Here is a 12,239-nt window from a genome sequence, read left to right as displayed (position 1 = left end):
GCAAGAGGGGACTCAACGGAAAGCTTAAACCCAACCTTCCAACACCTGATCCGGCGGGCGATGACCGTCCGCCCATACCCGAATATTGGTAATCACCCGTTCACCCGCTGCCTCTCGGCCTTCAAAGGTCGCGCTGCCCATATGCGGCAGCAATATGGTATTCTTGAGCTTCAGAAAACGCGGATCGATATCCGGTTCATTCTGATAAACGTCCAGTCCTGCACCACCAATTTTCTCATTCTGCAACGCGTCGATCAATGCATCCTCGTTCACCAGATCACCGCGCGCGGTGTTGATAAGATAGGTGGAAGCCTTCATCATGGCGACCCGTTCGGCATTGATCATTTCATGGGTTTCCGCAGTATGCGGACAATGTAGCGTGATGATGTCGGATGTGCGAATCAGATCATCGAGATCGGCAACATAGTTTGCGCGCAATGATTCTTCGACCGCCGGCGGCAATTGACGGCGATTGTGATAGATGATCGAAAGGCCGAAGCCGGAAGCCCGGCGGGCTACGGCCTGTCCTATGCGGCCCATGCCGATGATGCCGAGCTTCTTGCCGCCGATGCAATGGCCGAGCATCCGGGATGGTTTCCAGCCTTCCCATTGACCGGACCGGATTAGTTTCTCGCCATCCGAGAGACGGCGTGGTGTGGACAGGATCAGCGCCATGGTCATATCGGCAGTGTCTTCGGTAAAAACCCCAGGCGTATTGGTCACCAGAATTTTTCTGGCGCGGGCAGCTGCAAGGTCAATATGATCGATGCCGGCTCCAAAGCTGGCAATCATACGCAGCCGCTCTGGCGCATTGGCGATCATTTCAGCATCAATCTGGTCCGTCACGGTCGGTACCAGAACGTCGCAATCCGCCATTGCGGCAATCAGGTCGTCGCGCGAAAACGGTTTGTCGGTATAATTTGGTACGGCATCGAACAGTTCACACATCCGTTTCTGATTGGCATCGGCCAATTCACTGGTGATGATGACGCGAGGATTGGTTGGGCGAGCTGAGTCTGGCATAGGCCAATCGCTATGCCTGAAATTTGCGGCAGGTCAAGCAGGCGCCTCTTGAAGACGGTCGGACTTTCGGGTTATGATCAGGGCAATCGGGGAATGAGTAACCAAACATTATGCGTATTCTGGCTTTCATGCTCATTGCGGTTTTTGGCACGTTCCTGGCGGTACCCGCCATGGCCCAGCAAGAGCCACCTTATTGGGCATCGATTGACGAACCCGAAGCGCGGATGCGGACCGGTCCCAGCACCGAATATCCGACGATGTGGATATATAAGCGCGAGAAACTGCCGGTAAAGATCCTCGCCCGTTACAAGGCCTGGCGAAAAATCGAGGATCATGAAGGCACGCAGGGATGGATGCACGCCCGCCTGCTCAGCGCGTCGCGGACTGGACTGGTGCTTGCGACCAGCGGTAAGCCGGTCGCTATGCGGGCAATGCCGAACGAGCGAGCCAAGATCACCTGGCTCGCTGAGCCCGGTGTGGTCGGCAGTCTGAGCCAATGTGAAAATGGCTGGTGTCTGTTCGACGTTACCGGGCGTCAGGGATATATCAGTGCCGCCGATATTTGGGGTGACGAACCGCTGAAATAGATCAGTCGATCAATTCCAGTGCGACCGCCGTGGCCTCTCCGCCACCGATGCAAAGCGCCGCAACGCCCTTTTTCAGACCGCGTTTTTTCAACGCCGCGACCAGCGTAACCATGATACGCGCACCGCTGGCACCGATCGGGTGGCCGAGAGCGGTGGCACCGCCGTTGACGTTCAACTTGTCGCGGGTGATGCCGATATCCTGCATCGCGAACATGGCAACACAGGCGAATGCCTCGTTCACTTCCCATAGATCGACATCGGCCACGGACCAGCCAGTCTTGTCGAGCAGCTTCTGGATCGCACTCACCGGAGCCGTTGTAAATTTCGAAGGGGCATGGGCGTGGGCGGCATGGCCCACGATCCGGGCAACCGGCTTCAGGCCCTTGGCTTCTGCTACGCTTTCGCGCGTGAGGACCATTGCTGCTGCGCCATCGGAAATGGAGGATGCATTGGCTGCTGTGATCGTGCCATCCTTGGCAAAGGCAGGGCGAAGCTGGGGGATTTTGTCGGGGTTGCCCTTGAGCGGCTGTTCGTCTTTGTCGACGGTTACGCTGCCCTTGCGGGTTTTAACTTCAACCGAGACGACTTCGTCGTCAAAGGCATCACCTTCCACTGCGGACTTGGCACGGGCAAGTGATTCGATCGAATATTCATCCTGCGCTTCGCGGGTCAGCTGATATTCGCCAACGGTTTCTTCGGCAAAGCTGCCCATTGCCCGACCCGATTCATAGGCATCTTCCAGACCGTCGAGAAACATGTGGTCCTTGGCTTCGGTGTGACCGAGGCGCGCGCCACTGCGCATCTTGGGCAACAGATAGGGTGCATTGGTCATGCTTTCCATGCCGCCGGTCACGATGATATCGACCGATCCTGCCACAAGGGCGTCTGCGCCCATGATAGCAGCCTGCATGCCCGAACCACACATTTTGTTGACGGTGGTCGCTTCGACGGATTGCGGCAGCCCTGCATAAATGGCCGCCTGACGGGCAGGGGCCTGACCCTGGCCAGCGGACAGGACATTGCCCATATAGATGCGTTCGACATCGGATCCTTCAACCCCGGCGCGTTCGACCGCTGCCTTGACCGCAACAGCACCGAGATGGGATGCGCTGACATCGCTGAGCGCCCCTTGCATGGCACCCATCGGTGTGCGGGCATAAGAGAGAATGACAATCGGATCGGAATTGGACATGAATTGGCCTTTCTGAGTTGAATGTACCGCCGGGGCTAAGCACGAATCCTGGAATGCACATAGGCGTCACATTTCGATTTTTCAATTGCCCCATTGTTCGGCGTGGCTGGCCGTGCCAATCAATCACAAACATCTTCTCTGGAGCGTCTGTTGCCCATCATTTTCTTTCCGGTTGCCGGGGTCCTGCTCGGCCTGATCATCGGGAGTTTTCTGGCGACGCTGATAGTCCGATGGCCGGACAGCCGTTCGGTCATCGCCGGTCGCTCCGCCTGTGACCATTGTGGGCATCAGCTGCGTAGTTGGGAATTGATTCCGGTGATGAGCTTCATTCTTCAGGCGGGGAAATGCAGGCAATGCGGTGAAGCGATCGCAACCGATCATCTGGCGATAGAGATTGCTGCGGCGTTGATTGGCGGACTTGCCCTGTTCGTGGCGCCCAATGCCGTGGGGTTGGCGGGCGCGGTTTTCGGCTGGATATTATTGACGCTTGCCGCCCTCGATCGGAAGCACCACTGGTTGCCTGACCGGTTGACCGCAATATTGGCCGTTTCGGGATTGCTCGCCGGTTTTCTGGCAGATTTTCCAGGATTTCCAGACCGGCTTGTCGGCGGCTTGACGGGTTTCCTGTCGCTGACAATTGTAGCGGCAATCTATAAACAGATGCGCGGACGAGAGGGACTGGGCGGAGGCGACCCCAAGATGCTTGCCGGAATCGGCTGCTGGTTGGGCTGGTCGGCGTTGCCGATGGTTATCCTTGGTGCGAGTCTGGCTGGTATTCTGGTTGCCATATCCTGGCGATTGCGGGGTAAGGAGGTCACAGCTGATAGCATGCTGCCGCTGGGCAGTTTAATGGCCGTAGCTGCTTTCCCGCTCTGGCTTTACCAGACCGCGAGTACTGGCTTTAACTATTGAGTAGCAGATGCTCGTGCGGTCATGTGAAAAAGCCGTTGCCAGCGCATGGCCTCTTCGCTAACAGAGCCTCGATTTCGCTGATCGTCGTTTGACGCAGCCAGAGTGCCCCTGTGGTGGAATTGGTAGACGCGCTGCACTCAAAATGCAGTTCCGCAAGGAGTGCCCGTTCGAGTCGGGCCAGGGGCACCATTTTTTGCGGAGCATAGTCGCTCTGGATGATCGACGACCACACAGATTTCGCGGTGCAATCGAGGGCTGCTCTCACCATTGCTGCCATTTTTACCTCTTATATTGCCAATACTCACGATTAGACTTGAAATCATGACTGTGGCTAACCCTTGATGAGGTTCATCGATATTTGACCTTTTCGGCCTACTATGGCCGGATGCCCATAAGCCGCAATATAATCTTGATATTGACACTCGCGACAATCCCTGTCGGACAAGTCGCAGCCCATGGAGGTCGGACGGCTGCCGACGGCTGTCACAATGATAGCAAAAATGGCGGCAGGCACTGTCACGGCGGTGGTACCACTGCGCCGCAACCAGCTCGTCCAACGGGCACACGGGACTATTATCCAAATTGCACAGCAGCCCGAGCCGCTGGACCTACACCGATATATCGGGGCCAGCGCGGCTATGACAGGCATCTCGACCGGGATGGCGACGGAAAGGCTTGTGAATAACCTGATGTGCCGTTTCTGGTGACAAAAAAGCCCCGCCAGTTTCCTGGCAGGGCTTCTTCATTGCATATATGCTTCAGATCAGAACTTGAAGCCGGCACCGATGCCGTAGCGACGCGGCTCGAGCGTGAAGACATTGGTGTACAGACCCGATGATTGATCCGTCACATAAAGTCCGGTTTCCGAGTTGCTGTCGAACAGATTCTGGACAAATCCGCGCACATACCAGCGGTCATCCGTGCCGTTCAGCTGGATTTGTGCGTTTGCCTGCGCATAGCCTTTGATCCGGTTGACATTGCCGTTGAAGATGCTGCCGTAGCTTTCACCCGTATAAGCAATATCGACACGCGGGACGAGGCTCATGCCATTGTCAAAGTTCATCGTATATTGCACGCCAGCGGAGAATTTCAGCTTCGGCGCTTGCGGCAACTGGTTGCCCTTGATGTTTTTGGGCACACCTGCGGCAAAATATTCAATCCCGCCGAAGGCCGCTGGATCAACACCACCACCGATGAATGCACCGGCAGCCGCAGCTTCCAAAACACTACAAAGGCCGAATGCGCCGGTCGAGGCAATATTGCCATCGGCCGGAAAGGCCGTGGTCGGCTGAAGATTGGCACCAGCCGCGACACCGGGTACCAGGCCGGCATTGATCACCGTATTGATCGTATTGACGAAGGCGTTCACTCCTGCTGCGTTTCCGGATGTAGAGCCCACCGCACAATTGGATGCATTGGTGATATCCTTGATGATCACCGCGTCCGAACGGCCACCGCCAAAGTCGCGTGGATCGCTGTTAAACGTATCTCCCTTGACCTCGGTATGCAGATAACTGAAGCCCATATTGATCATCCAGTCCGGATCAGGACGAATGATCGCCTCGACTTCTGCACCATAGATGTCGGCATCAACATTCCCGTTGACCGCGGTCCGGGCAACAATCTTGCTGAGCTGCAAATCCTTGTATTTATAGTAGAATGCAGTCAGGTTGAGTTGCAGCGCCCCATCACCAAAGGTGTTTTTCGATCCGATTTCAAACGCATCCACCTGCTCTGGAAGGAAGGATTCCGGAACCGCAAAAATCGGCTGCAATGGCGGGTTAATACCACCTGACTTATATCCTCGCGAATAGGATGCATAGAGCAGATTATCGTCGGTGATTTTATAGTCAATCACCGCCCGTCCCGTGATTTCATTGAATTTCACTTCCCGATTCTGGAAAATCTGGTTGCCAGCGGTACCAGGGTCGGCATCAAAAGATCCAACAAACGGAGATTCAAATGCATTGGCTGTCTGGCCATAAGGAACAAGGAAGCTGGCCAAAGTCGAACGCGCTTGCACATTCTTCTTGTCATTGTTGTAACGCAAACCACCCGTCAGCTTCAGCTTGTCGCTGATGTCGAAATATACTTCGCCGAAGAGACCGTAGGATTTAACTTTCAAATCATCCGTATTGTTGCGGAAATATGGTGTGCCAAGAAAGGACGGCGGCAATGGAGCGGGATTGCCCATCGCATCCTGATTGCCAAGCGCGGTGAAACTGCCGAGCAGCCCTGCGACATAGTCAATCGCGAAGGCGTTTACATAATAGCTGTTCTCGGTGAGATGATAGTCAGCGTAGATACCGCCGACCAGGAAGTTGAACGGCCCGTCAAGGTCGCTCGAGATGATCGCTTCTGCCGACCAGCTGCTGTTATACTGGTTCGAACGGTCATATTGCAGCGGAGTTGTCGCACAATTGCTGTTTCCGCCAAATGCCCCGAGACCGATAGTATCAGTATCCGAAGTACACAGCACGCCGTCCGGACCATTAGGAATGATCGCGGCGGCAATTGGCGCAAAATAGGCCGCGGGCAAGCCGGGAACGAGGCCTGCAGCCGCTGCCGCAAGCGTGTTCAAAGCCGGTGCATATATGTCTCGACGACCGATATTGTTGTTATAATCCTGCCGAGAATCCAGTTTCACCTTCTGATAGGTACCGGTAAGCTGCGCGCTGATCGGACCGAAATCATGTTCGATCTTGCCCTGAAAGGTTAGCTCGCTGGTAAAATATTCCGGCGTAAAGGCTGTATTGACGGTGCGAGAATCTGCGGGGATATCGATACCCGCATATTGGTCGGGACCATAGAGGCTGCCAAGCGCAAATGCGGTCGGTATCCCGCGAATAGCAAGAAATTCCTGCGATGACAAAGCGGCCGTAAAGGTGGAATTTGCGTTGAACGATTCTGCATCGCGAGAATTGTTCAGACAACCCAGAATACCTGTAGGGTCTCGTTGACAATATTGTTTCTGGATCCGCATCCGATTGTCATCTTCACGGAAATAGGAAGCGTAGAGGTCGATGGTAGTATCGGGCGTAGGCTCGAAGCGCAGCGAACCGCGCACCGAATAGAGTTCCCGATCATCCAGATCCGGACCACCGTTGAGATTTGTCGTATAGCCGTCCCGCTTTACAAAAACGCCAGCACCGCGAAAGGCGACATTTTCACCGATGGGAACGTTGATCATGCCCTTGAGTTTCATCGCATTATAATTGCCATATTCGGCATCACCCGAAGCCTCGAACACGCCCATTTTCGGTTTAGCGGTCACGACATTGACCACGCCAGCGGTTGCGTTCCGTCCGAACAATGTGCCTTGCGGACCACGCAACACTTCGACTCGTTCAAGATCGAAAAACTCTGTTTCAAACAATCGGGTGGAGAATAATGGTGAATCATTGAGGTGGATAGCGGTCGCCTGATCGCAGGACGTACCCACACACAGATCGCCAATTCCTCGGATCGTGAAACTGGAACTGGTAAAGTTGGTTTTGGTAAAAGTGATGTTCGGAAGTGTCAGCTGAAGATCGGAACTATTCTCGATCTGCTGTGCTTCCAGAGCTGCCCCGGAAAAGGCGGAAACCGCAATTGGTACATCCTGGGCACTTTGTGCCTGCCGTTGTGCGGTTACGATAATGACATTATCATCCATGACACCATCGTCACGATCCTGTGCTATGGCAGGTGCCGAAATTGTCGATATAGCGGTGGCGGCTAACAATAGCGATTTACGCATTTCTCTCTCTCCCAAATCCCAACGTTATTATCGGAGAGTGTAGCTTTTTACTCATCCCCCCAATGACCCAACATTCAACTAATCGCTCGATTAAGTCCAGCCTGAAATGAGAAAATTGCATCATCGAGTTCTATTTTTGCATCAAAGAGAGGAAATTTGGTGCAATTTGGATACAAAAAAGGCCCCGCCAGTTCTCTGGCAGGGCCTGATTTTCGAATTTTGGGTCAGTTTTAGAACGTATAGCGTGCAGTCACACCATAGGTCCGGGGCTGATTGGGATAGCCGGTATAGCTGCCATCCTGGCCAACGGCCGGAAATACCGTTGTCAAATATTGCGCATCCGTAAGATTGCGGCCCCAGATCGTGAACTTCATATTTTCATCATAGGTCAATGTTGCCGAAGCGTTCAGCGCATTGACTTCACGAGTGAAGTTGATCGACGTTGGATCTGACGGATTGTCGTCAATCAGATTAACCTTCGACTCATAATGATAGTCGGCACGAAGATTCAGGCCCAGCATGTCGCTGAGGTCGATATCATAGTCGACACCCAATGTCGTAGACAGGGCGGGAATGGAATTCGGGGTCGTTCCCGAAATATCGCCGTAGACGCTATTCACGAAACTGTCGTAGACCGGATCCAGATAAACCACCGCGACGTTAAATTTCAGACCGTCAATCGGCTCGACATTACCGTCAAATTCAAAACCCTTGGTGGTTTGCTTCCCGGCATTGGCCAGTTCAAAACCGGTTCCGTTGAAGACGTTCGATTGGAAGCCTTTGATCGACTGGGTGAAGAAGGTCAGGTTGAAGGCAGCAACATCCCACTGACCCTTGATACCGATTTCATAGACTGTCGCATTTTCCGGTGCAGCAAAGCGAGAACCAAAAGTCTGGTTTGCCTGCAACAGTCCGGCAGCTCCCAGCGCAGCTGCGTCAGATGCGAAAGGACGACTATCCCGTGACAGGTTGATCGAACTTGCTTTGAAGCCCGTAGCGTAGCTTGCATAGACATTCAGGCTTGGCGCAATCTCATAGGCCAAACGAGCCGTATAGGTCAGCTTGTCATCACTTGTACGACCGTCTTCCACCGCGTTTGGCAGATTGACGAACGGCGGGAAGAATTGCAACGCGGCCAATCCTGCGAGCGGATTAGCGCTTGAACCATCCGGTAATGTAATGGTTGGATTGGCTGCCAGAAAGGCGGCCGTACCAGCGTCCACACCGGCACCGAGCAACAGCTGCTCGCGAAACGCCGCATATTGCGGTGCATCGAAATCGATCGCCGAGAACGCTTCTGTCGCAACCAGATTACCGGAGAATCTCTTCTTGTCGTTGGTGTAATTGAGGCCGCCGGTCAGAACCAAGCCATCGGTCAGTTCAAAATCAACCGTGCCGAAAAACGAGAAAGCTTCGTTCTTGAAAGTATAGACCTCGTCATAGCCCGAGCCGTTGGCGAAAAACTGGTTGGCGTAAACCGCTGGCGATGCCGCCAGACCGGCTGCAAAATCACTGCCGCCAAATGCAGCTTCAAGCGTATTGAAGTTCAAGGCTCCACCGGTAGCCGCACCAATTAACGCGTCGCCATAGGCCCGGAAATCGCTGCCAAATTCAATGTCATTCGCGATATCGATATTCTCGTTGAAATAATAACCACCCAACAGGAAATTTATCGGACCGTCAAAATCCGATGCGACGCGGAATTCCTGAGTGAATGTCCGGATATCGGTGTCATTGGAATTCTTCCTGAGCAAGTCGGCGGCGGTGAAATCCGAATCTTGATTGCTGTAGGAATCGACTCCGCGATAAGCCGTAATCGAGGTCAGGCTCAACGCGCCCAGATCGTAATCGACCTGCGCCGAACCACCGTAATTTTTGATCCGGTTCTCGGAAGGAAGGTTGGTGTAAACATTATAGGAGAACGGATTTTCTGCATCAAGACCGATGCCGCCCGCCAACGCATTTACGATAGCACCAGTCGGCCCGTTGACGACATTGCCCGCAACGCAGCAATCTTCGTCGATATTGTCATAGTCAGCGATCAGACGAATCGTCAGATCATCGGAAGGCTCGATCAGCAACTGTCCGCGAAAACCGTAACGATTGCGTTCGTTGACTTTGGTGCCGAGGTTCAGGTCGCTTGCATAACCGTCGCGCTTGTTGATATTCCCCGCGAGGCTGAAGGCGATGGTGTCGCTGATCGGTCCGGTAATATCAGCCTTTGCAATGATCGCGTCATAGTTGCCGTAGCTGATCTCTGCAGAACCGCCGAAATCAAACTGTGGCTTCTGGGTGACGATGCTGATCACGCCGGCAGATGCGTTTTTGCCGAAAAGGGTCGATTGCGGACCGCGCAAAACTTCGACTCGTTCCAAGTTCGGAAGATCGCCAATTTGCGCTGCAGAGCGCGAACGATAAACACCGTCTATGAATACGCCAACCGAGGGTTCGATTCCGGCGTTATTTGCACCATTGCCGAAGCCGCGAATGATGAAATTGGTGTTCGCGGAGCTTTGCAACTGGTTGACGCGCAAGGTTGGCGCGAGTGTTTGAAGATCGTTCAGATCGCGGACCTGTGCCTTGGCAATATCTTCTGCACCGGTCACGGTAACCGCCACTGGAATTTCCTGAAGCGTTTGTTCGCGCTTCGTGGCAGTCACGATGATGACATTGCTATCAAACGTTTCTTCTTCCTGCACATCCTGCGCATAGGCAGGTGAAACGGCAAACACGCTACCGAGAGCAGTAGCGGTCAAAAATTTGGCGATATTCATTGGAATCTCCTGCGCCCCAACCGTTATATTCGGGGGGCTTGAATTAGGGGGCGTCAAACAAATGGAGCGGATTGCCCGTTCCGGTGCCGGGCACTGGTTCAAATATCAGATATAGTCCAGTCGATTTGCCCGAAAAAGGCTGCATTACTGCGCTTTACTGCGGAGCATTCAAATATCGTTGCAACTAAGCCACAATATTTGAATGTTCGGTAATGGTGCTCCATAGACTTTAAAGATGGGCAATCGAATCACTGGAGAATTTCGGTCGACCATGGTTAAAGGTTAACCGGACACAGCTTTGGGAAGAGGCAAACTTCCAACCGCGAGCTTTCGTGTGCCCCTCGCTACCTGCATTTGGTGGGTTCCGCTGACCTTTACCGAGCGAGCAATACGTGAGGGAATGAATAGCCATTCGTTCGAAATATGGTCGGTCTGCACATCGAGCACCATATAGCCCCGCTGGCTTGTATCACACCATGCGAGATCGGGACTGGCATCGACGAACCGCTCCGCGATGGCAATCGGATCACCGTGGAAGCGCTTGTCCATTCCAAGCGAAGACACGCCTTGCACGGCCAGTTCCACGCCCACGGGCTGACCGCCATGTTCGAGGTTGAACGCCCAGGCATTGTGACTGTCGCCGCTGAGAACCACGAGATCCGCATTTGCCTCTTGCGAAGCTTGCAGCAATCGCCGCCGTGCCGCAGGATAGCCTTCCCATCGGTCCATATGGTACGGCACATCGATGGCGGAAAGGCGTGCGGAGACCTTCATTTCTTCGAGTTTCTTTGCGCTTATCCGATCATCCGGGCCAAAGAAGGCCGAGAAATCTGCGGGCATGCGGGACTGACCCATGATGACCTGCTGCGCCAGAATTTGCCATTTCCGGCCAGATGCGGTGGATGCGGTGAGACCGTCCGCGAGCCACTGTTCCTGTTCGGCTCCCATCATCGTGCGTGCCGGATCATTCAGTGGCCCATCGCGAAATGCTATGGCAGCGGCAGCGACATCCTTTTCACCGCCACTGATGGCGTCCCGCAGATCGAGCTGCTCCGAACGCCCAATCAGCCGGGTTTCCAAACGGAACAATGTGGCAAGATCACCAAGCTGATATTGGGTATAGGGCTTGCTGCGCATCGGCAGCCACTCCTGAAAGGCCTGCACGCCAGCCGCCATCCGGTCCCTCCAGCGTCCTTCTGTGGCCGGATCGTGGTTGGCCGCTCCGTCGGTCCAGCTGTTGTTTACGGTTTCATGGTCGTCCCACATCACAATGATCGGGAACCGACGGTGCAATTCCTGCAAACCCGGGTCGGCGCGATAACTGGCGTAGCGCTTGCGATAATCGGAAAGACTGACCGCTTCGTGCGCGGGCTCTATTCCCCGAAGCTCTGCCATGCCCTCGAGCGCATCGGAGCGGTCCAGCTTGGATTCGTAAATATAGTCACCCAAATGAACCAGCAGGTCGAGATCATCGCGGGCCGCAGCATGGGCATAGGCATTGAACCAGCCCGATGTCGCATTGGCGCAGGAAAAGATGCCGATCCGGAATTGGTTCAACGGACCTTCCGGCAAAGTGCGTGTGCGTCCGGTGGGAGAAACCTCGCCCGTGTCGGCCCGGAAGCGATAATAATACCAGTTCCCCGGCTGGAGATTGTCCGGCCGGACATGAACGCAGTAATCCTTGCCCGGCACTGACAGGGCGGAAGTGCGTGAAACGATCCGTTCGAACTGCTCATCCTCTGCAACTTCGACCTGCAACCAGGCGGGCTCTGCATCGGGTGACACATATCTTGTCCACAGTGTAATGCTTCGCTGCTCGGGATCGCCGCTGGCGACCGAGTGGGTAAAAGCCGGTTGTGGGGCCGCTCTTAGCGAACTGGCCATGAACAGGGTGGGGCTGATTGCCGATGCCCGCAGGAGCGAACGCCGCGAAACGGCGGGCAATGGCGAGGACGGCAGCGTAAATTTTTTCTTGGTCATGGCCGCCGGCTAATGCGCTGGTGTGACACATT

The 12,239-nt window shown here is 54.5% G+C and carries 8 protein-coding genes and 1 tRNA gene; 4 read left to right on the top strand and 5 right to left on the bottom strand.

Annotation, left to right across the window (positions count from 1 at the left end):
- Positions 1-24 precede the first annotated feature (24 nt).
- Positions 25-1,023 carry a 2-hydroxyacid dehydrogenase gene (locus ACN0VD_RS01070; RefSeq protein WP_417590689.1) on the bottom strand — a complete coding sequence of 333 codons (999 nt, stop codon included), beginning with the start codon at positions 1,021-1,023 and terminating at the stop codon, positions 25-27.
- 110 nt (positions 1,024-1,133) lie between these two features.
- Here ACN0VD_RS01070 and ACN0VD_RS01065 point away from each other — a divergent pair, with 110 nt between their 5' ends.
- Positions 1,134-1,610 (top strand): SH3 domain-containing protein, encoded by a 477-nt coding sequence (locus ACN0VD_RS01065; RefSeq protein ID WP_417590687.1) that lies wholly within the window; start codon positions 1,134-1,136, stop codon positions 1,608-1,610.
- Position 1,611: 1 nt separating this feature from the next.
- Here the strand turns inward: ACN0VD_RS01065 and ACN0VD_RS01060 are convergent, their stop codons facing one another.
- Complete coding sequence (locus ACN0VD_RS01060; RefSeq protein WP_417590685.1) at positions 1,612-2,802, bottom strand: acetyl-CoA C-acyltransferase; 1,191 nt, start codon at positions 2,800-2,802, stop codon at positions 1,612-1,614.
- 150 nt (positions 2,803-2,952) lie between these two features.
- On the opposite strand from ACN0VD_RS01060, the gene ACN0VD_RS01055 reads away from it, so the two are divergent.
- The 3 genes from ACN0VD_RS01055 to ACN0VD_RS01045 all read left to right on the top strand — a co-directional run bounded on the left by ACN0VD_RS01055 (position 2,953) and on the right by ACN0VD_RS01045 (position 4,399).
- Entirely contained in the window at positions 2,953-3,714 is a 762-nt protein-coding gene (locus ACN0VD_RS01055) for a prepilin peptidase (protein WP_417590683.1), read from the top strand.
- 104 nt (positions 3,715-3,818) lie between these two features.
- Positions 3,819-3,903, top strand: a tRNA-Leu gene (locus ACN0VD_RS01050).
- 196 nt (positions 3,904-4,099) lie between these two features.
- The gene (locus ACN0VD_RS01045; RefSeq protein WP_417591075.1) at positions 4,100-4,399 is read left to right on the top strand and encodes an excalibur calcium-binding domain-containing protein; all 300 of its coding nucleotides are present in this window, start codon (positions 4,100-4,102) and stop codon (positions 4,397-4,399) included.
- A 78-nt stretch (positions 4,400-4,477) separates the two neighbouring features.
- Here ACN0VD_RS01045 and ACN0VD_RS01040 read toward each other — a convergent pair whose 3' ends face one another.
- From ACN0VD_RS01040 to ACN0VD_RS01030, 3 genes are all read right to left on the bottom strand, one after another.
- A complete protein-coding gene (locus tag ACN0VD_RS01040) occupies positions 4,478-7,453 on the bottom strand; it encodes a TonB-dependent receptor (RefSeq protein WP_417590681.1) in 2,976 nt (991 codons plus the stop codon).
- A 230-nt stretch (positions 7,454-7,683) separates the two neighbouring features.
- On the bottom strand, positions 7,684-10,227 hold the full coding sequence (locus ACN0VD_RS01035) for a TonB-dependent receptor (protein WP_417590679.1): 2,544 nt from the start codon (positions 10,225-10,227) through the stop codon (positions 7,684-7,686).
- A gap of 282 nt (positions 10,228-10,509) precedes the next feature.
- Positions 10,510-12,207, bottom strand: a complete 1,698-nt coding sequence (locus tag ACN0VD_RS01030) for an alkaline phosphatase D family protein (protein WP_417590677.1) — start codon at positions 12,205-12,207, stop codon at positions 10,510-10,512.
- Between the last annotated feature and the right edge of the window lie 32 nt (positions 12,208-12,239).

Source organism: Parasphingorhabdus sp., assembly GCF_048267785.1.
Lineage (GTDB): Bacteria > Pseudomonadota > Alphaproteobacteria > Sphingomonadales > Sphingomonadaceae > Parasphingorhabdus.
Note: the sequence above shows the minus strand (reverse complement) of the source record. Positions and strands in the feature narration are given on the sequence as shown.

What these genes read in the sequence shown, in the direction of transcription:
- ACN0VD_RS01035 (WP_417590679.1), bottom strand. Translation starts at nt 10,227, where the DNA reads ATGAATATCGCCAAATTTTTGACCGCTACTGCTCTCGGTAGCGTGTTT.
- ACN0VD_RS01030 (WP_417590677.1), bottom strand. Translation starts at nt 12,207, where the DNA reads ATGACCAAGAAAAAATTTACGCTGCCGTCCTCGCCATTGCCCGCCGTT.
- ACN0VD_RS01065 (WP_417590687.1), top strand. Translation starts at nt 1,134, where the DNA reads ATGCGTATTCTGGCTTTCATGCTCATTGCGGTTTTTGGCACGTTCCTG.
- ACN0VD_RS01060 (WP_417590685.1), bottom strand. Translation starts at nt 2,802, where the DNA reads ATGTCCAATTCCGATCCGATTGTCATTCTCTCTTATGCCCGCACACCG.
- ACN0VD_RS01040 (WP_417590681.1), bottom strand. Translation starts at nt 7,453, where the DNA reads ATGCGTAAATCGCTATTGTTAGCCGCCACCGCTATATCGACAATTTCG.
- ACN0VD_RS01070 (WP_417590689.1), bottom strand. Translation starts at nt 1,023, where the DNA reads ATGCCAGACTCAGCTCGCCCAACCAATCCTCGCGTCATCATCACCAGT.
- ACN0VD_RS01045 (WP_417591075.1), top strand. Translation starts at nt 4,100, where the DNA reads ATGCCCATAAGCCGCAATATAATCTTGATATTGACACTCGCGACAATC.